The 19,673-nt window shown below is 35.2% G+C and carries 28 protein-coding genes and 1 tRNA gene; 28 read left to right on the top strand and 1 reads right to left on the bottom strand.

Going from position 1 to position 19,673, the window contains the following annotated elements; translation table 11 throughout:
- The first annotated feature begins 3 nt into the window (after nt 1–3).
- The 26 genes from QTL86_RS12855 (at nt 4) to QTL86_RS12730 (ending at nt 18,024) form a co-directional block, all read left to right on the top strand.
- A complete protein-coding gene (locus QTL86_RS12855; protein WP_410495027.1) occupies nt 4–1,464 on the top strand; it encodes a phage portal protein in 1,461 nt (486 codons plus the stop codon).
- A gap of 5 nt (nt 1,465–1,469) precedes the next feature.
- Entirely contained in the window at nt 1,470–2,495 is a 1,026-nt protein-coding gene (locus QTL86_RS12850; protein ID WP_410495025.1) for a minor capsid protein, read from the top strand.
- Nucleotides 2,496–2,510: 15 nt separating this feature from the next.
- Entirely contained in the window at nt 2,511–2,957 is a 447-nt protein-coding gene (locus QTL86_RS12845) for a DUF2829 domain-containing protein (protein ID WP_410495024.1), read from the top strand.
- 87 nt (nt 2,958–3,044) lie between these two features.
- Nucleotides 3,045–3,710, top strand: coding sequence for a DUF4355 domain-containing protein (locus tag QTL86_RS12840; protein WP_410495023.1), 666 nt, complete (start codon nt 3,045–3,047; stop codon nt 3,708–3,710).
- A gap of 26 nt (nt 3,711–3,736) precedes the next feature.
- Nucleotides 3,737–4,648: a hypothetical protein gene (locus QTL86_RS12835; protein ID WP_410495022.1), complete on the top strand. Its 912-nt coding sequence runs from the start codon at nt 3,737–3,739 to the stop codon at nt 4,646–4,648.
- Between the two features lie 15 nt (nt 4,649–4,663).
- On the top strand, nt 4,664–4,798 hold the full coding sequence (locus QTL86_RS12830) for a hypothetical protein (RefSeq protein ID WP_410495020.1): 135 nt from the start codon (nt 4,664–4,666) through the stop codon (nt 4,796–4,798).
- A gap of 28 nt (nt 4,799–4,826) precedes the next feature.
- Nucleotides 4,827–5,147: a phage head-tail connector protein gene (locus QTL86_RS12825; protein WP_410495019.1), complete on the top strand. Its 321-nt coding sequence runs from the start codon at nt 4,827–4,829 to the stop codon at nt 5,145–5,147.
- On the top strand, nt 5,128–5,436 hold the full coding sequence (locus QTL86_RS12820; RefSeq protein ID WP_410495018.1) for a hypothetical protein: 309 nt from the start codon (nt 5,128–5,130) through the stop codon (nt 5,434–5,436). Before QTL86_RS12825 ends, QTL86_RS12820 begins: the two co-directional genes overlap by 20 nt.
- Nucleotides 5,436–5,876 (top strand): HK97-gp10 family putative phage morphogenesis protein, encoded by a 441-nt coding sequence (locus QTL86_RS12815; protein ID WP_410495017.1) that lies wholly within the window; start codon nt 5,436–5,438, stop codon nt 5,874–5,876. The genes QTL86_RS12820 and QTL86_RS12815 overlap by 1 nt, the downstream gene beginning before the upstream one ends.
- The gene (locus tag QTL86_RS12810; protein ID WP_410495016.1) at nt 5,876–6,232 is read left to right on the top strand and encodes a hypothetical protein; all 357 of its coding nucleotides are present in this window, start codon (nt 5,876–5,878) and stop codon (nt 6,230–6,232) included. Before QTL86_RS12815 ends, QTL86_RS12810 begins: the two co-directional genes overlap by 1 nt.
- 14 nt (nt 6,233–6,246) lie before the next feature.
- Nucleotides 6,247–6,690 (top strand): phage tail tube protein, encoded by a 444-nt coding sequence (locus QTL86_RS12805; protein ID WP_410495015.1) that lies wholly within the window; start codon nt 6,247–6,249, stop codon nt 6,688–6,690.
- A 55-nt stretch (nt 6,691–6,745) separates the two neighbouring features.
- The gene (locus QTL86_RS12800) at nt 6,746–7,102 is read left to right on the top strand and encodes a DUF6096 family protein (protein ID WP_410495014.1); all 357 of its coding nucleotides are present in this window, start codon (nt 6,746–6,748) and stop codon (nt 7,100–7,102) included.
- Between the two features lie 143 nt (nt 7,103–7,245).
- On the top strand, nt 7,246–7,470 hold the full coding sequence (locus QTL86_RS12795; RefSeq protein WP_410495013.1) for a hypothetical protein: 225 nt from the start codon (nt 7,246–7,248) through the stop codon (nt 7,468–7,470).
- Between the two features lie 6 nt (nt 7,471–7,476).
- Nucleotides 7,477–10,725, top strand: coding sequence for a hypothetical protein (locus QTL86_RS12790; RefSeq protein WP_410495012.1), 3,249 nt, complete (start codon nt 7,477–7,479; stop codon nt 10,723–10,725).
- Nucleotides 10,726–10,741: 16 nt separating this feature from the next.
- Entirely contained in the window at nt 10,742–11,086 is a 345-nt protein-coding gene (locus QTL86_RS12785; RefSeq protein ID WP_410495011.1) for a DUF6711 family protein, read from the top strand.
- 12 nt (nt 11,087–11,098) lie between these two features.
- Entirely contained in the window at nt 11,099–12,397 is a 1,299-nt protein-coding gene (locus tag QTL86_RS12780; protein ID WP_410495010.1) for a hypothetical protein, read from the top strand.
- Nucleotides 12,384–13,439, top strand: coding sequence for a hypothetical protein (locus QTL86_RS12775; protein WP_410495009.1), 1,056 nt, complete (start codon nt 12,384–12,386; stop codon nt 13,437–13,439). The genes QTL86_RS12780 and QTL86_RS12775 overlap by 14 nt, the downstream gene beginning before the upstream one ends.
- Before the next feature lie 12 nt (nt 13,440–13,451).
- Nucleotides 13,452–14,012, top strand: coding sequence for a hypothetical protein (locus QTL86_RS12770; protein ID WP_410495008.1), 561 nt, complete (start codon nt 13,452–13,454; stop codon nt 14,010–14,012).
- Between the two features lie 2 nt (nt 14,013–14,014).
- A complete protein-coding gene (locus QTL86_RS12765) occupies nt 14,015–14,317 on the top strand; it encodes a hypothetical protein (protein ID WP_410495007.1) in 303 nt (100 codons plus the stop codon).
- Between the two features lies 1 nt (nt 14,318).
- Nucleotides 14,319–14,462 carry an XkdX family protein gene (locus tag QTL86_RS12760; RefSeq protein ID WP_410495006.1) on the top strand — a complete coding sequence of 48 codons (144 nt, stop codon included), beginning with the start codon at nt 14,319–14,321 and terminating at the stop codon, nt 14,460–14,462.
- Nucleotides 14,463–14,526: 64 nt separating this feature from the next.
- The gene (locus QTL86_RS12755) at nt 14,527–14,823 is read left to right on the top strand and encodes a hypothetical protein (RefSeq protein WP_410495005.1); all 297 of its coding nucleotides are present in this window, start codon (nt 14,527–14,529) and stop codon (nt 14,821–14,823) included.
- Nucleotides 14,813–15,094, top strand: coding sequence for a hypothetical protein (locus QTL86_RS12750; protein ID WP_410495004.1), 282 nt, complete (start codon nt 14,813–14,815; stop codon nt 15,092–15,094). The genes QTL86_RS12755 and QTL86_RS12750 overlap by 11 nt, the downstream gene beginning before the upstream one ends.
- Nucleotides 15,060–15,266 (top strand): hypothetical protein, encoded by a 207-nt coding sequence (locus QTL86_RS12745; RefSeq protein ID WP_410495003.1) that lies wholly within the window; start codon nt 15,060–15,062, stop codon nt 15,264–15,266. The genes QTL86_RS12750 and QTL86_RS12745 overlap by 35 nt, the downstream gene beginning before the upstream one ends.
- A gap of 2 nt (nt 15,267–15,268) precedes the next feature.
- Nucleotides 15,269–15,976, top strand: a complete 708-nt coding sequence (locus QTL86_RS12740; protein ID WP_410495002.1) for a lysozyme — start codon at nt 15,269–15,271, stop codon at nt 15,974–15,976.
- A 172-nt stretch (nt 15,977–16,148) separates the two neighbouring features.
- On the top strand, nt 16,149–17,003 hold the full coding sequence (locus QTL86_RS12735; RefSeq protein WP_410495001.1) for a type II toxin-antitoxin system PemK/MazF family toxin: 855 nt from the start codon (nt 16,149–16,151) through the stop codon (nt 17,001–17,003).
- A gap of 343 nt (nt 17,004–17,346) precedes the next feature.
- Nucleotides 17,347–18,024 (top strand): hypothetical protein, encoded by a 678-nt coding sequence (locus QTL86_RS12730; protein WP_410495000.1) that lies wholly within the window; start codon nt 17,347–17,349, stop codon nt 18,022–18,024.
- A gap of 226 nt (nt 18,025–18,250) precedes the next feature.
- Here the strand turns inward: QTL86_RS12730 and QTL86_RS12725 are convergent.
- Nucleotides 18,251–18,323, bottom strand: a tRNA-Pro gene (locus tag QTL86_RS12725).
- Between the two features lie 142 nt (nt 18,324–18,465).
- Here QTL86_RS12725 and QTL86_RS12720 point away from each other — a divergent pair.
- The gene (locus tag QTL86_RS12720; RefSeq protein ID WP_410494999.1) at nt 18,466–19,080 is read left to right on the top strand and encodes a restriction endonuclease; all 615 of its coding nucleotides are present in this window, start codon (nt 18,466–18,468) and stop codon (nt 19,078–19,080) included.
- A gap of 57 nt (nt 19,081–19,137) precedes the next feature.
- Nucleotides 19,138–19,593, top strand: coding sequence for a DUF986 family protein (locus QTL86_RS12715; RefSeq protein ID WP_127065852.1), 456 nt, complete (start codon nt 19,138–19,140; stop codon nt 19,591–19,593).
- Nucleotides 19,594–19,673: the final 80 nt, after the last annotated feature.

Here is a 19,673-nt window from a genome sequence, read left to right as displayed (position 1 = left end):
AGCATGAGTTTAATTAGAGATGCAGATTTATTAGAAGATGGCTCACCTGGACCAGCACTTTTGAGGAACTGTATAGAAGAACATAGGAAGCAAAAAGAACGATTTAAAACTTTGCATGATTATTACTATGGGGAACACGCTATAAAGAAGCGACAAAGAGATAATCCCAAAGCACCAAACAATAGACTTGTGTGTAATCATGCTGAGTACATAGTAGACATGTCAACAGGTTACTTCTTAGGAAATCCAGTTAAGTATAAAAGTGAAAGTGTGGAAGAAGGTAAAGGTGAACTAGATATTACACCGATTACAGACAACTTCAAAGATGTGGATATCCATTCACATGATGTTGAATTAGATCGTGACCGTAGCATTTACGGTATAGCTTTAGAATTGCCATTCGCTACAGATGATGATGCTCCAATTATAGACTTTGCAGAGATATCACCAGAGCATGGTTTCTTAGTTGTAGATGATACGGTTAAGCATAAGCCACTATTTGGAGTAAACTACTACCCTCAAAATGATGTAAATGGTGTGCTTAAGCAATATGCAATATTCGTTTATACAAAAGATAAGACTTATCACTATACAAGCAAAACTCTTGAAGAGCCTAGCACATATAATTTGGTAAATGAAGACGATCATTTCTTCGGTATGGTTCCATTTATTGAGTATAAGAATAAAAAGAGCTGTCAAGGAGACTTTGAACAGGTAATAAGTCTCATTGATGCATATAACCTTTTACAAAGTGACCGCGTAAATGATAAACAACAATTTGTGGATGCAATGCTTAAAGTAGTTGGGGCAAGTTTCGGTGATGACAAAGATGAAGTGACTGAAACAGTAAAACAGCTTAGAGAACTAGGTATATTAGAATTGCCACAAGGAGCCGAGGCAGATTGGTTACAAAAAGCTTTGAATGAGACAGAGGTAGAGGTCTTAAAGAAAGCTATTAAAGATGATATTCATGAGTTTAGTAAGGTGCCATGCTTATCTGATGCAAACTTCGCAAGTACTGACTCAGGAGTAGCTTTAGCTTATAAGTTATTAGCTTTTGAAATGCTTATTAAACAGAAAGAGAACTTCTTTAGGCAAGGATTAAAGCAGAGGCTTAAGCTTATGTGTAACTACTACAACATTAAAGGGTTTAATTTAGATCCAGGATGTATCGACATTGAAATGAGTAGAAGCCTTCCAATCAATAGGCAGGAGCTTGTTAATATGGTTGTTGCTTTAGATGGAGTGGTAAGTGATGAAACACGATTAAGCTTACTTGACTTTATAGATGATACTAAGGAAGAAATCAAAAAGCTTAAAGAGGACCTTAAAGAAAAGGTTAAGTTACAGCAAGAGACCTTTGGTTCATATGAGTTTAAGCAAGTAGATGAAACTGGTGAAAAAGATGATGAGTTTGTTGATGATGGGAAAGGTGGATTTAAAAGTAAGTCAAAAGTGTGGTGAGGTAGATGAAGAGTAATGCTTATTGGGATGATAGGGTTAATCAGATTCTTGCGGATAACCATCAATCAAATACTCAGCAGCTTCTACGAATTAATCAAGCTTATGATAAGGCAGTAAAAGATGTTCAGCAGGATATTGATAAGATATTTATTAAGTATGCAAAGGGACATAATTTAACACTTGCACAAGCTAAACAGTTTCTTAATGGAAAGATACCTAATAATGTTGATGAATTGAGGCTGAGATTGGCACAGACAAGCAATGAAGAGCTTAAGAAGTCAATATTAGCAGAGTTAAATAAGAATGCTTACAGGGCACGAATTACTAGATTGGAAACCTTAAAACAATCACTTAATGTAAATTACAGGCTACTAGCAGATAAGGAACTAAAGCTATCAAAGCAAGCCTACGTAAATACCATTAAGAGCAGCTATTACAGAAACATATATGAATTCCAAAAAGGTACTAATTTAGCATTTGATGTAGCTAATATAAATACTAGAGCTGTCAACATGATACTAAATACTGAGTGGTTAGGTAGCAATTATTCATCAAGAGTATGGGGGAACACACAAGCCTTAGCTAGTAATTTAGACAGCATTATTACTAGAGGGTTCTTAAGTGGAAAGGCATTAAACACTATTGCTAAGGAGCTAGAAGAACAAACACAGTATGGTAAGTTTGCAGCTGAGAGGCTCGTGAGGACTGAAACTACTTTCTTTAATAACCAAGCAGCACTTGAAGGGTATAAAGAAGTTGGAATTGAAAAGTATGTGTTTGTAGCAACCTTAGATATGAGGACTTCAAAAGTATGCCAAGAGCATGACAGGAAGATATATCTGATAAGTGAGCAAGTACCTGGAGATAACTGCCCACCTTTACATCCGTTTTGTAGGTCAACAATTAGAAGTTACATCAATGATGAGATACTTAATCGTGCTAAACGTAGGGCTCGTGATCCAGAGACAGGAAGGACTTACTTAGTAGACAATATGAGTTATCCAGAATGGAAGAAAAAATATGTAGCTTAGATAGGAGAATAAGAGATGAATTTTAGAGAAGCGTTTCAAGAAATGAAGAAAGGCAACAAAGTTAAATTACCATCATGGGGAGGTTATTGGGCATGGGAAAATGACACAATTATGATGCACTGTAAAAATGGGCAAGTAATGGATATTAGGGAAACAGAAAGGCCTAGTTATACCTTTGAGAATATTGCAAGTGATGATTGGGTGATTGCCAATGAAGAAAATACTCCGGTATTAGGAGGTAAGGCGCATATGTCGTTTGGTGATGCGCTTAAGTTAGTAAAAAGAGGTATGGGTATGAGACTGCCACAATGGGCATCTGATGTTGTGATTAGGGCACAGTTCCCGGATGAACATAGTAAAATGACAGCTCCTTATCTTTATGTAGAAAGTAGATTTGGACGTGTTCCATGGAAAGAAACAATGATTGAGCTATTTGCTGAGAATTGGGAAATAGTAGATTAAGCCACTTGACCTAGGCAAGTCAAGAAACTACCCAAATAAAACTGAACATATCGGGCATAGAACGATATGGGCGAAAAGGAGATAAATATGATTATAGAAAGTGCAACTACAAAAGCTATCAAAGTAGCAGATAAATTAAACTTAAGAATTCCATTTGACATTCAGTTTTTTGCTGAAGGTGGAGAAGGAACAGGTTCAATTGGTACTGACCCAGGAACAGGAGAACCAGGCACAGGTTTGGAAGGTGGAGAGGGTGGAGAACAAACACCGAGCTTTGATGATTTACTAAAGGATAAGGCTAACCAAAGTGAATTTGATAAGCGTGTAGCAAAGGCTCTTGAAACTGCTAAGAGTAAATGGCAGACGGAGCAACAAAAGGCTATTGAGGATGCAAAGACAGAAGCGGAAAAACTTGCAAAGATGAACGCTGACCAAAAGGCTCAATATGAAAAGGAAAAACAAGAAGCAGATTTTAACAAGCGACTAGCAGACTTGAATACTAGAGAGCTTAAAGCAACAGCTAAAGAGACATTGGCAAGCGAAGGGCTACCTTTAGAACTTGCAGAAGTGCTCAATTATGCTGATGCAGATACATGCAATAAATCTATTGAAGCAGTTAAAACAGCTTTTCAATCAGCAGTAGAAAAAGCAGTAAATGAAAAATTAAAAGGCAAAGGTGCTCCTAAAGCAGGAGATCAAGGAAGTGATGCTTTATCAGCACAAATTGCTAAAGCGATAAGAGGACAAATATAACTTTAATTAAGAAAGAGGTATAAAATATGGCAAATGTAATCCAATATTCAACAATTATTCAAAATGAACTCGACAAAATGGCAATCCAAGAGTCTTGTACTGGATGGATGGAAGCTAATGCAGGGCAAGTAAAATACAATGGTGGTAAAGAGGTAAAGATACCAGTATTAAGCACCCAAGGTCTAGCAGACTATAAACGTGCCAATAATGAAGGTTTTGTTCAAGGTGGAGTAAACCTCTCATACAAAACCTATGAAATGACACAAGATCGTGGTAGAGCTTTTGGTATTGACGCAAATGACGTAGACGAAACAGGCTTTGTTCTTACTGCATCATCTATTTTAGGTGAATTTCAAAGAACCAATGTTATTCCAGAGATTGATGCTTACCGTTTATCAAAATTAGCTACAATTGCAACTAGTGCAAGTATGGGAGCTGATGGTTATACACCTGCAGCAGCAACCATTGTCCAAAAGATTAAAGAAGGGATTAAAGCTATTCGTCAGAAAGGGTATAATGGACCTCTCGTATGCCAAATTACATATGATGCACTTATGGAAGTTGAATTATATATGGCAGGTAAATTAGCTTCACAAACATTTTCAGTAGGTGGGTTTAATACAACATGCCCTAGCATTGATGGAGTGCCATTACTTCAAACACCAGAAAATCGTATGTATACAGCAATCACTCTTTATGATGGAGAAACAACAGGGCAAGAAGCAGGTGGATATATAAAAGCTACAACTGCAAAAGAAGTAAACTTTATTATATCTGCAACCAGTACACCATTAGCTATTTCTAAACAGGACTCATTACGTATTTTTGACCCAACAGTAAATCAAAAATTTAGTGGTTGGGCAATGGACTATCGCAGATACCATGACTTATGGGTTAAGGATCAGCAAAAGAAAACCCTTTGGGTAAATACAAAATAAGAGGAGGGATATTTCTTGATTCTAAAAAAAGACAATATCGAGCGCATTGTTGTGTCACAAGCTTTAATTGAAAAATTAAAAGCAGATGACTGGGTAGAAGTTGAAAAGAAAAAATCAACAAAGAAAGATAAGCAAGAGGGTGCTGAATAGCCCCTCTTTTATGATTGGAGGGGTTTAAATGTCTCAGATTGAAAGATTAAAGCTTAGGTTAGGAATTGCAGACACAGCACAAGATGAACTTCTACAGGCTATTTTAGAAGATGTAGAGGGGGAAATACTTGCTTCTACCAATAGAAAAGAGCTAACAGCAGCTATGCACCCATTGCAAATTAAAATAGCTATCATTCAATACAACAAGCAAGGTAGCGAGGGAATGAGTAGTGATAGCCAAGGAGGAAAGTCTCAATCGTGGGTTGATGGCTTCCCTAAGGATATCCAAGATGCCCTAGTAGGCTTTAGAAGGTTGAGGGTGAGCAATTATGCGTCTAAGAAATCTTAAACCATACAAGCTGAATAAAGCTAAATACAAGCCAGATGATGAACGTAACCAGATATTAGATGGTTATGAGGAAATAGCAACTATTAATGCAGATATTCAGCCTTGTAGTGGACAACTTAAAGCTCAATTGTATGGTAAAGAGCTTACAAAGTATTTGACAGTCTATATGTTCCCTAATACCTATATAGAAGAGGGGTTGTTTATCTTAGTAGATAATAAGTACTATGAGGTGCAAGTTATCGAAAAATGGGATAGACATTATCGTTTTGATATTAAGGTGGTGAGCTAATGAGTATTCAAATAAAAGGCTTAGATAGCCTTGTCAGTAAACTCAATCAACTTGGTGGAAATGCTCAAGGTTGCATGTATCGAGGAATAGGCAAGAGCATGAGTGTTATAGAAGGAGATGCAAAGGACCTTTGCCCTGCTCCTACAGGCGAATTAAGAGGTTCAATACATATTGAAACACAAATAACTGAAAATGGTGTAAAGGGCACATGTGGTACTAACAAAGAGTATGCTGCTTATGTTGAGTATGGTACAGGACAGCGCGGCGCTCAATCTCCTTCTCCGCCTAAAGGACCTATAGGTGATGGATATCGTGAAGATTGGGCAGGTATGCCAGCACAACCTTATTTATATCCTTCGCTCATGCAAAATAAAGATACAGTTAAAGAGCTTTGTGTAGCAGAATTAAACCAAGAAATTAGAAGATTAGGAGGTAGCTAATGTACACAGAAGGCAAGCAAAGAGTAGCTGATGCACTGGCAACAATAGAGGGTGTAACAGTTACAGCAAGTTATAATACAGCCATGAAGCAACTACCTTCTATTCTTTATGCAGAGGTAGTTAATACTAAAGCCAATCAAGGTAAAGAAAAACGTACCAATTTAGCTTATAGTATTGATATTTATTCAGATAAATCTACAACTAGTATAGCTAGTAAAGTTGATGAATTAATATCAGCATTAGGATTTAAGCGTGGACAATGCTTAGACTTGGATGATCCAAGTGGGTTAAGGCATAAAGCCATGAAATATAGTGGGGTTTATGATTACAATACAAATCGAATTTATGAAAAATAGAAAGGATGATGAAAATGGCATTAACTTTAACTTTAAGCGCAGGTACTGGTACAAGTACAGTAGGAGCAAAGATTTCTGTATCTGATGCAGAATCAGGGACTTTTACAGATATTCCAGACCTTCAAGAAGTTCCTGAAATGGGTGGAGACCCTGAACAAATTGATGTGACAACCTTAAAGGATACAGTAAAAAGAAGTATTCCAGGAGTAAAGGATTTGGGAGATTTATCTTTTGTTTTCCTTTATTCTAAAGCAAACTATTTAGAACTTAATGAAAAGCTGGATTCAAAAACAAAATATTTTTGGAAAGTAGAGTTTAGTGATGGACTTATTATGAGTTTCGAAGCTATTCCAAATTTAAAGCTTGCTGGTGGAGGTGTTAATACAGCACTTACATACAGCATTAACATGAGCTTACAATCTGAAATTGTGCCAAGCAGTGCAAGTGTTGGCGAATAATTAAAAGGCTGGGGTATACCTAGCCTTATTTTTCTATTTAGAAAGGATGAATGAAATGAATTATACAAAATTTAATGTTGGAGAAAAAGAATTAAAACTTAGATTAGATACTAAAAATACAGTTGCTTTAGAAAAGGTGTTGGGCACCAATCCAGTTAATGAACTGATGAAATGTGCAGGAGGTCAGATGCCTAGTTTTGATTTTATTTCTGCTACATTACATGCAAGCTTACAGAAGTTTGAACATGGATATACAATGCAAAAAGTTTATGATCTTATGGATGAAGCTATCGAAGAAGGTAAAGACTTAGCAGACTTTATTCCAATGCTTATGGATGTATTCCAAGTAAGTGGTTTACTTCCTAAAGAGGATAAAGATCAGGACCCGAAGTTAACTCTAGTGAAAGAGTAGTTTATAAAACACTAGGGGAGTACATAGATGCACTTTATAAAATAGCTATAAAATGTGAAATAACTCCTTTTGAGTTCTGGGATTATACGATTGCTGAGACGAATGATTTAATCGAAGCTTATACAGAGAAGCAAAAACAAGAAATGCAATTTGAAGCTTTATGTAGTTATAACAATGCAATGCTGGTTATTAATGGAGTAAACAATCTATTTAGTAAGAAACCAAAGCAGCCATTACAAATATGGGAAGTGTTTGATGGATTATTTGATAAACCTAAGCAGGTGCATCAGCAGAGCAAAGAAGAAATTATGAAGGCTCGTTTACTAGCTTATAACGAGGCATGGAAAAAACAACATAGAAAGGGGTGATAGCATATGACAGTAGAAGAGTTACAGGTAATAGTAACTGCTCGTACAAGAGGCTTAGAACAGCAGATGCAAGGGTTAACAAGGCAATTACAAGGTGTACAAAGACAATCCAATACAATGAGTACTAATATGGCAAGAACGTTTGCTAATTTAAAGAGAACCTTGCTCGCATTAGGTATTGGTAAAGCTATTAAATCTATGTTCGATTTATCTCGTAATTATGAAGCCAGTGTACAGCAAGTTAATAGAATGTTTAAAGAAAATGCTTCTGCTATAGAATCTTGGATTGAGAAGAATGCATTAACGTTTGGAATGGCTCGCGCTGATGCAATGAACTACGCTAGAATTTACGGTAATTTGGTTAGAGGGTTTGAAAAGGATACCTCCAAAATGGCTAACTATACAACTGAATTACTGGAAGCTACTACAATCGTTGCATCTAGTACTGGAAGGACTGTAAAAGATGTAAGTGAGCGTATTCGAAGCGGTATACTTGGTAATACAGAAGCTATTGAGGATATAGGTGTTTATGCACAAGTAGCTATGTTAAAAACCTCTAAGGCATTCAAAGAAATTGCAAATGGTCGTACATGGGATAAACTCACATTCCAAGAACAACAGCAAATAAGGGTTATGTCTATCTTAGAACAGGTTAATGATCAATTTGGTGCAAGTGTACAGCAGAACACCAACTATCAACTTATGAAGCTTACAGCTAACTTAAAGAATATAGGACTTAATTTAGGCAATGCATTTATGCCTATTGTAAGCGTAGTGCTTCCAGTACTAAATTCTATGGCGTTAGCACTTGCCAATGTTACAAATAGAATAGCAGCATTTATGAACACTTTATTTGGAACTAACTTTAATGCAGGAGCCGGACAAGTGCAACAAGTAGCCACTGGTGCAAATGATGCAGCTAATGGGTATAGTGATATGGCAGATGCTGCAGATGATGCAGGGGATAGTGCTAAAAAGGCAGGGAAAGCTGCTAAAAATGCTATTATGGGGTTTGATGAAATTAATAGTCTGGCTAAGGATAGCGGAAGTGGTGACAGTGGTTCTGGTAGTGGTGGAAATGGTACAAGTGATACTGGAGTTGCTACATCTACAGTAATGAGTCAAGCGGCAGAAAGCTTTGCGGATAAGATTAAATCAACTATGGAATATCTTAAAGGATTGTTCCAACAAGGCTTTGAAATAGGTCTAGGTGATGGATGGCAGGCACAAGTTGATGATATTAACAATTCTATTGAAGGTATAAAGACAAGTCTAAAAGATATTTTTACTGATAGTGAAGTGATACAATCAGCTAAAGGTCTAGCTGAATCAATTGCTTTAAATCTTGGCAAAGTAACTGGTGCAGCTGTTAGTATAGGAACGACGGTAGCACAAAACTTACTAGGAGGAATTGACAAGTATTTGCAACAAAACTCACAGTTTATTAAAGATCGTTTAGTTGGAATCATGGATGCTAAAGCAGAGATTGCTAACTTGGCAGGAGACTTTGCTGTAACATTTGCGGATATATTTTCTGTATTTGGGAATGAGGATGCCCAACAGATTACAGCTAATATAATAGGTATTTTCTATAATGCTTCACTTGGAGTAGAAGAGATTTTATCTAAACTAGGTCGTGATATTCTTAAGTGTATTACCAAGCCGATAGAAGAAAATAAGGATAAAATCAAGTTAGCACTAGAAAATACGCTTAAGCCAATAGAAAGTATTACTGGAACTCTCAGCAAAGGTGTAACAGACTTTTTTACAGATTTTATATCCATGTATGATACATATATAGAACCAGCATTTACAAGGTTCAAAAATGGTATATCAGAAGTATTCGGTGCATTGCTAGATGCGTACAACGAATATATAGCACCCACCCTGATGGATATAGCTGATGGGTTTAGTGAACTTTATGAAAATAATATTAGGCCTATGGTAGAGCAGATGAATGAAACAATAGGCAAGGCATTTGAAATGATATCAACCTTATGGCAAAACATACTTGCACCTATAATTTCACAACTCATAGATGTATTGGCTCCTTTAATTCAAGCTGCAATTAAAAATATATGGTTAGCTGTAGAAAAGGCCATAATATATATTTCAGACATGCTGAATGCTCTTTTTGAAATACTAGGAGGAGTATTAGATTTCTTAACTGGAGTATTCTCAGGTGATTGGGATAAGGCTTGGGAAGGGATAAAAGAAGTTGTATCTGGAATAGGTAATGCAATAGAGACATTAATCTGTGATGGTTTAGGTGGAATAATAACATTCTTAGGAGAAGCCTTTATGAATTCATGGGAAGGCGCAAAAGAAGGAATATGCAATTTATTTAGTCCATTAGCTGAATGGTTTGATAAAAATGTAACACAGCCTATAGGTAAATTCTTTATTGATTTATGGAATAACATGACTAAAACAGCAAGCAAATGTTGGGATGATATTTGTAAGGCATGGATTTCAGCTAGTGAGTGGTTTAACACCAATATTATAGAACCAATAAAAACAAAATTTGCAGAATGGGGAACTGCTATTTCAACATTAGCAACAGAAGCATGGAACGCAGTAGTTTCGGCATGGCAATCAGCCGTAAATTGGTTTTCAAATACAATTATTGAACCTATTAAAACCAAGTTTACAGAATGGAAAAACAGCATTGGTACTTTGGCAACTCAGGCATGGACTGGTGTAAAAAATGCATGGAATAGCGCAGTAACATGGTTTTCTAATACAATCGTGACACCTATAGAAACAAAGTTTAACAATACCTGGAATAATATTAAGCAAAAAGGTATAGATGCATTTAATGGTATAAAAAATGGTGTGAAAAATGCAGTTAATGGAATAATCGACCACATCAATGGACTTATCAGAAAGATTAATTCTATCGGTTTTGATATGCCAGATGCTTTAGGTGGTGGACGTGTTGGATTTAGTATCCCAACAATTCCTAAACTTGCTCGTGGTGGGGTTGTAGATGGTGCGACATTCATGGGTAATTATATTGCGGGTGAAGCTGGCAAAGAGATGATTGTTCCTCTAGAAAATACTAGCTTTGTAGATAAGCTTGCTAGTAGCCTTGGAAATGCTGTTATGTATGCAATGAGTACTGTAATGAATTACAACAACCAAGGTATAGGGCAAGGACAAGAGGCAAATATGGAACTAGATGGAACAGTATTCGCAAGATTATTTGTTCCCTATGTGATAAAAGAAATGAGAAGATTAAATATTGATATTTAGAAGGGAGTGAGCATATATGCTTAAGGTAAATGGAGTGGAAATGCCCACTCCTTCTGGTATGGTGCCAATGATGTATGACATTACAGAAGCCGAGCGTGATTCTACAGGTACAATGCATATTGACTTAGTTGCTACTAAGTACAAGCTAGAGTGTTCGTGGAATTATCTTACACAGGAAGATATGACCAAACTATTAAAGGCCATTAAATCCATTACTTTTAGTATTACATTTACTGATCCTGAAGATGGAAATGATAAGACTATATCGGTTTATAAGGGTGATAGGAGCATTCCTATACTTCGCGTTATAGATGGTAAAAATACATATAAAGATTTCAAGGTGAATTTTATTGAATTGTAAGGAGGACTTTGGATGCTACCATACATAGGAGATTTTGCAACAGCAATTAAACAGCAAGCTAGAGATATAAACGTAGTTATTGCTTATAAAAACGGCGATAACTATGTTTTTTTGCAGAAAGATAAGCTACAAAGCCTTACTTACAATGCAAAAGTAGAAAAAGGATTAGGTGGAGTAGTTAGAAAAGTAGCAGATATAAAGGCTATGTACAACGAATACACAACTAATCTAACTAAAGGAATGGCTATTAATCTTTACTATAAATGTGGAGATGGCATGTGTAAAAAAGCCCTACTCTATATTAGTCAGGTTAAGATTAACAAGATAAGTAAAATTATAAGTATAGAAGCACTAGATTATTTAAGTTACATAGAAGGCATAGCCACATTGCCAATGATGAAGAATACTGACCTGCTAACATATGAGAAAACTGTATTTAATCAGCTAGGCTATAATTATACGATTGATTCTAGTGTGGTTAATCCTAGATTGACACTAGGTTATCCAGTAAGCTCTAAGTTACTTGAAACATTTGAGGAAATGGCAGAAGCTAATCAAGCTGTTTTTGATTTTGGGTTTAATTCTACTTATGAATTAAAGTTGCCTTTTGAATTACCAGCTACATTTAGCTTACCTCTTACAGATGGATATATTACTCCTTCAGATACTTTTGAAGTACATGTTAAAAAGTTTGGATTTTCAAATCCGGTAGATACTTTAGATATTGGTACAGAGCTAATCAACTTTGAACTGGATGATGATTCTAGTGATCAATATAATGATGTAAAAGTGAGTTTATTCTTTCCATCAAGTAGCGAACAAAAATCTCTAGGTAAAGTAACAGCTACCATACCGGGCAGTGTTGTGAATTACAATATAGGAACTATTGACTTTGGGAATACAATGATTCCGCAAGTATGTATATTTGACGATATGGTAGATGTTGCAGATTACACAATAGGAAGTGATAGCTTTGGTTTTAGTGTTAATAATAGCGGGGTATTGGCAAAGAATATCGAAGCTGAGATGTATGGACTAGATATAAGTACAGCTACTTTAAAAAATACTGATACAGATAGCAATATCAAGCAAGTATCTAATATGTACATACAAAGCGCAACAGTTTATGACACGGAGATTTATAAGCATCCTAACTGCACGCTTAAGACGTTTGGCAACCCTTTATACGAGGTAGGAGACACTATAGCTATAGATGTTTATGACGTGCTTATATTGGAGGAAAATCTTGTGTTTAATGGTGGTTTGAAATGTACGCTCAAGGGGGTGGCTAAAGACAATGAAGCTTATTGATAATGCGAGTGGCAATGTAAGCCAAGGCATCACTCTTGATGGCACAAACAAGGCTGATAGATACAAGTTAAGTTATAATTGTAGCAACATAGGTAGTGGGAAGAGTTTTATTAGAATTTATGCAACTTTAAGTGACAGCAACTATAAAACTTATTTTATGCCAGTGCAATTCAATGGAGAAGTTAGTTTTGAATTAAGTATTGATAGTGAAGCTACCTTCTTACAATTTGATGTTATAGGTGATGCTACTATTACTGGGATTACTTTTGAAACTGTAGTTGATGCAACTATGGAATATGTAAAAGCAAATTCTAGGTACTGGGATATGATAAAAGAGATAACTTCTAGCACTGGTAAAGTAAGGTCTGATATGTTAGAAGGACTAATTAATCTAACCATGAATGCTTTTGCTAATGAGAGCGGAACAATCACTCAGAAAAATGGAATACTTACATTTCTAAATGGCACTACACCAGAAGATAGTACAGAGGCGGTTGAGATTACGGGAGGAGCTATTAGAGTTGCTGACAGTAAATTACCCAATGGCGAGTGGAATTGGACTTCTGCTGTAAACGGACGAGGTATTAATGCAGCTACAATTATTGCTGAAACATTTGCTGGCCTCAATATCACATCAGTAAACATTGTATCTGGTACGATTACAGGAGGTACGATTAATGGTGTTACCATGCGTGGGTCTACTATTTTTTCGGGCGATATAGAAGGTGGAAATTACGTCGAAATTACTCGCGAAGGGGATATTAATGCATACGCTAAAGGCGAGGGAGAAACAACAGTAAGAAGGACATATAGCCTAATAAAGCGTTTAGAAGGAAGATTGTATTTGGGGCGTGATTTAAATGATCCAAACGAGTACAGGCTAGAGCTTAATAGTGGTGAAGGTGCAACAGTTACGAGTAAAAATTCAGATTTATATATAGGCAAGTATGCAAAGACAAGCTTAACATTTAAGGATGGGACAATTGTGGTAGAAGGTAATCTAAACGTAAATGGAAGTGTCTGGGCAGATAATATTGATTAAGGAGGTAAAACAATGGCATATCAAGAAAGAGATTGGGACAACACAAGTAATGATGTTACGAAGGAAGATTTTAAGAGAATTGAAACAGGCGTAAAAAATAATGATTTAGAGATTACAAAGCAGAAAAATTCTACTATACCAGGAACGCTTGCTAAACAGATTGTTGACATGAAGGATGCAAATTTAGATGGAAGCTTACAGAAACAGATAGCAACTAATACTCAACAAATCAATGATTTATTGACTAAAACACAAATTCCATTACCGTATAATCCCGGGTTTATAGATTATGCTACTAGTGCATTAGAGTCTTATGTAGTTAAAAACGGGCTTAATGAGTGCAAGTTAGTAATAAATGCAAAACCAAGCACAGGGCAATTTAGCGCAGGACAAACAGCTATAGCTACATTACCTAGTGGATATATTCCTTCTAAAGGTTATAGTGTAGGTGCTAGGAATAGTGCTATGACTGGGTGTAGCGTAGAGATATTGCCAAACGGGACCGTAAATGTATACACAGCCAGTGCTAGTGATTATGTGTTTGCTGTTATTCCATATGATTTGGAGGTGTAATAATGTTGTTTGGAATAGTTATAAATGACCAAGGTTATAAAGTGGCTTTTGTTTGTGTGGATGAGCATAATAATGTTCTGCATTATGCTCTTAAAGAAAACGAACAGCTTATAAAAAACGATTGGGCGATTGCTAATGTTATGGGGAAGCCACATTGGACGGGAACAGAATGGGAGGATGAAGAACCACCAGAACAAATTGATATTTGTCCACCCAAAACTACAGAGCAGCAAGTTGCAGAATTAATTAATCAAGTAACAGTTATGGATCAAATAATCGCAAGTATAACATTGGAGGTATTATAAGATGGAGAATATATGGTTTACAGCAGCTAAAAGATATTATGAAATGGGTATTTATACAAAACAGCAAGTGGCTTTATTCGTAGTAAAGGGCAGAATCACAGAAGCAGAATACAAAGAGATTACTGGAGAAGATTTCGAAGCTTAATTAAATATAAGGCATAGAAGCATCCGAGAGGGTGTATTTTTTATGCCTTTCTAGGAGGAATGCTATGGAATATGTGGCTATTGCTGCAGCTATATTTGGCTTATTACTTACAGTGCTTAATATATGGGATAAGTTATATACTAGTCGGCAACGAACAATGCAACAGGGCGCGAATCACCAGGCAACAGAGAGTGATATGCAGGTCTTAAGGCAAGGTAATGCTTCTATACTTGTTAAGCTAGATAAGATGGACTCTAAGATAGACAACATGAATGAAAGGCTTATAAGGGCAGAAGAAAGCATTAAATCGGCTCACCACAGGATTGATGAATTGAAGGGAGCTGCTAGAGATGGGACTTAAATGGGTAAGTAAACCTAAAAAGAAAAAGAAAATCGAATACAGTAAACGTATAGTGGCTATAGTGCTTAGTTTTTGCATTGTAGTCACTTTATTTGCAATGGTCCTTATGTGGGTTACTAAAGATACTAGTCCTCTTGCATACCTTATTCCTAGCGTATTTGCAGAGACAGGAATAGTTATAGGCTTTTACTTAGATAAGGCCAAGAAAGAAAATATAAGCAAAGGGGCGAAGAAAAATGAAAGTGAATTGGAAACAGAAGTTAACATCTAGGAAGTTTTGGGCGGCAGTAGTAGGATTTGTTACTCCTATCCTAATTGTATTTAATGTGCCTAATTTAACAATAGAACAAGTTACAGCCATTATTACAAGTGGTGGGGCATTAATAGCTTACATCATAGGTGAGGGCCTTGTAGATGCGAATAGAGACAATAAGGGGGAATAGCCATGGCTCTTAAAATATCACAGACTGGCATTAACCTAATTAAGCAGTTTGAGGGTTGCCAACTTAAAGCTTATAAATGCCCTGCAGGTGTATGGACTATTGGGTGGGGTACTACAGAGCCAATAAATGGAGTAAAACCACATCAAGGGATGGTTATTACTCAGGCACAGGCCGATAGTTTGCTTGTAAATCATTTAAAAGCTTATGAGGATGCAGTTAATAAGCTTGGTACTAATTTTAACCAAAATCAATTTGATGCACTTGTAAGCTTTTGCTACAACTTGGGGACAGGTATTTTTAAAGGAAATCTACTTAAAGCTATTAAAGAAGAATATTGGTCTAATGTAGCAAGCCAAATGCTACTGTACAACAAAGCAAGAGTTAATGGGGCACTTACAGAGCTAAAAGGACTAACAAGGCGCAGACAGGCAGAGAGTGAGCTATTTCTTAAGCAGTGTGTTAAAGAAGATCTAGAACTTAAGAAAGCAGCACAGCTTTTGTATAAGAGAAAAGTTATATCTGTTCTTGGTGCATGGGAAAGCATGGACAATATGAAGCTAGAATACGTTCCAGGACTACTTAAAAACATGGGTGGTATAGATAGACTAGTAAAGGATAAAATCATTTCTGATAGGCTTCTATGGGAGTATAAACAGTACAATGCTAATCACATACGAGCTTTAATAATTAAGTATAGTAAACTAGGGTAGGGCCAAAAGCCTTACCCTTCTTTTTTATGCCTAAAACGTAGATTTGTTCTATAGGTATCAGTAAAAATTACTTAATTTACTGATTATTATTAATAAAAATAAAAGATTATACAATATTAATACAAAATATGTAGTTCATATGATAAAATATAATATAAAAAAGGAGGGTAATATGAAAACTGATAGAGAAAAGGCTATAGATTGTATGGATATCTATCTAAAGTCACTTGAAAGTAGCACTAATCCGAAAGATAAAAAGAAGATATCACTTATTTCTTATTGGATGAAAGATTATTGCAATTATTTAAGGAAGGAATCCGAATTTAATCCCAAGAGTTTAAAAAGGTACGAAAGAGGTGACATTATCAAAGTTAATTTGGGATATAATATTGGAAGTGAAGAAGGAGGATTACACTATGCTATTGTTTTAGATAAAAATAATGCATTTAATTCATCAGTAATAACAATTATTCCGTTAACATCTATAAAAAATAATCCTAACGAAGCTCATGAAAACGATATAGTTCTAGGAAATGAAATATATATCAAGTTACAAGGAAAATCTAAGCAGATGATGCAAAAAGCAGAAAGTGAGCATCAGCAAATAAAAAGTAATTTAAATATAATTGCTAAGAGGATAGATATTTCTAAAGAAATAAAAGAAATGCTTAGCAGTAATAACATAGAAGATGCAGAGAAGTCAATTCAAACACTGGTTCCAGGATTTAAAGGAGATGTAAAAAAGAAAATAGATGAAATTACGGAAGAACATGTAATAGCTTTAAATTCGGCGAGTAGTAGATTAGAAGAATCAATTAGGCAAATAGAGGTTATTAAGAAGATTGACAGAGAAATAAATAGAATGAAAAAAGGTAGTATTGCACTTATGGAACAAATAACTACAATAAGTAAGCTAAGAATATATGATCCAAAGAACTCATATAGTGTTTTAAATGGAATTAAATTATCTTCAGATAGCTTAGACAAGATAGATGAAGGAATAAGAAAATTATACATATCAAAATAAAATGTTGACTTTTTAGAAGAAAGAACATATACTAGAAATACGAAGAAAAACAGCGCCGCTTGCCGGTATATAGAGAAGACAGTTTTTAACTAATAACAAAACCCACTAATCTTTTGATTGGTGGGTTTTGTGGTTTAAAAGAATAGTTTGTTTAAAAGATAGATTATAAGGCCACACTCTAAAATAAAAGGGTGTGGTATTTTTATGTATAAAGGTGTTAAAAATTTAAGACAATGGCAGATAGATATACTTGTGAAGTGGTGTTTATTTAAGAAAAAGTTGAATATTACAAAATAATAAGATAGAATTGTCTTAAAATAGATTTTAAAGGGGAGTTTAAGAAATGAAGAAATTTATAGCTATATCATTGTTTTGTATATGTCTAGTAGGGTGTGGTAATCAGCCAGCATCTGATACAACAGCTAATCCTAAAAATGAGGTAGTTGATAAGCAAACAGCTTCGCCAGAAGTAAAAGAAGAACAGAAGGAAGAACAAAAAAATGAATATCCAACAGCAGTAGTAATTTCAACAGAAATTGGTCAGCCTGTAGGAGATAGAACAGCTGACAATGTAGGACAAGAAAATGGAGATTACTTTGCAATAGGCAGCGATATTGTTGCTTGTGCTGATTATGATAGTATTCACGTAACAGCTCAGTTAACAAACACGACTGGAGAGTTATTAAACACATCTGCTATAGCATGGAGTGCTAAAATGGAAGATGGGTACGAATTAGGCTTGTTCCAAGATGGAGTAGGCATAGGTATTATGAATGAAGGAACATTAAGTAAACAAATACAAGCAAATAGCACAGAAACATTTGAATTCGATATTTATAAGAAGAAAGATGTTACAGGTAGTAAGATAATATTAAATTACAGAGATATAAATTATGGTGACAAATATAATGAAATGATGAAAATGGCATTCAGTGGATCTAGTGAAGAAGATTGTAAAAAAGTTTGTCCAGAGTTTTTCGATGATAATTTAGTACAGCAATTTGAGATAGCATTGAATTAAGTTATGTTTTCCTAAACATATTTATAGCGTGCAACTTTAGCATATAGGGTTGCACGCTGTTTTCTTGCGTATTATTATAGAATAAAAGCTTGATGCTTTTACAGTGTTATTTACAGTATAAAATATTTCAATTAGCTATTTTAATTAAGAAGAAAGGAGAAATAAAAAAGAGATAATCCCTTGAACTGCAAGGACTACCTCTGATTTGATGGGTGCTTGATAATAATCGGAATGACGTGACTTGAACACGCGATCTCTTGCCCCCCAGACAAGCGCCTTACCAACTAGGCCACATCCCGAAAGTGGATTTTTATGTGTCTACAAATTTATTCTCGCTCCACTATTATACATATATTGGATAAGAAAGTAAAGACCTAGTGATTAAACCAATCCCATTTGGTGAATGCTTAAAGAAAGTAATTACCTAAAGGGAGGAAGTCAATGAAATACATTTTTAATGGACTTATTATGCTGTTTAGTTTTTATATAGCACTTTTGATTTTTAAAGGAGAGGCTAACACTTTAACTTACTTTACTCTGATTTTCATTGAATGGGTGTTAATGCTTATAGGAAAGCCATTTCTCAGACAAAGTACATTTAGTAGGTTTTATAAGAAGGGAAGCCTCGGAGATGAGAGGGGACCTTATGGTAAGATCCATATGAATAGTATCGAAGAAGACTTAAATAAGGTAGAAGCTAAAGATTTTGACAAGCTTATAGCAGATTTATATCAAACAAAAGGGTATGAAGTAGAAGGTATTCCAAAATCAGAACAAATGAGTATCAATTTAATAGCAAAGAGAAAGAAAGAAGTTATTGCCATCTGTACTAAGTATAGGACTGAAATAGATGCTGCTTCATGGAAAGAAGCCGTTCAAGGAGTTTCTGAGAATATGAAGCATTATAAAGCCAATAGAGGAATAGTTATAACAAATAGTAAGTTTAATAATTACGATATTAAGGAGGCTAGGCCGAAACATACACAATTAATAGACTATCATTTATTAGTTCCACTTATAAAAGAGGGGATGCTCATCAATCTGAAAAATGGTTAACTTAAAGATGGATAAAATTAAAAGGCTTAATAGCGATGATTAAGGGGATGATGAAAAATGAAAGCAAGTTCATCAGATAAAGAATATGGTGATTTAATGTTGGTTGTGAAATCAAGAGCAGGTATCTGGTATACGATTATGTTATTTATGTGGTTTGTAGTAATCATGATGGCACAGGACTATTGGCGTACGCAAAGGCTTGCAGTAATTGGATTAGGGATAATTGTAATTATTCTGTCATTAGTATTGATACGCATGAGACATAGAAAAATTAGCTTTTTTGAAAAAGGTATTGTATTTAAAGGGACTTTTAAGCAAGACAGAATACACTACAATGATATTATAGAAGTCAAAGAAATAACTAGAAAAGGACCTACTACCTATGTGATTGTTTTAAATAATGGAAGAGATCTTCATTGGTCTGAGCAAGAGTTCCTAAAATTAGAAGTTGCCATGGATAATTACAGAGGTTATATGGGCAAGAAAGAGATTAAAGAAGTAAATACAAATTAAAAACGCTTAATAAAGAAATGTATAGAATTGACAATTAAAGGGGCTAGGACTCATTTGTGAGTAGCCCCTTTAACTTCTGA

It is taken from the genome of Cellulosilyticum sp. ST5, from assembly GCF_046529625.1.
In the GTDB taxonomy this organism is placed as follows: Bacteria; Bacillota; Clostridia; order Lachnospirales; family Cellulosilyticaceae; genus Cellulosilyticum; species Cellulosilyticum lentocellum.
This window is presented reverse-complemented; position numbering and strand designations above follow the sequence as displayed.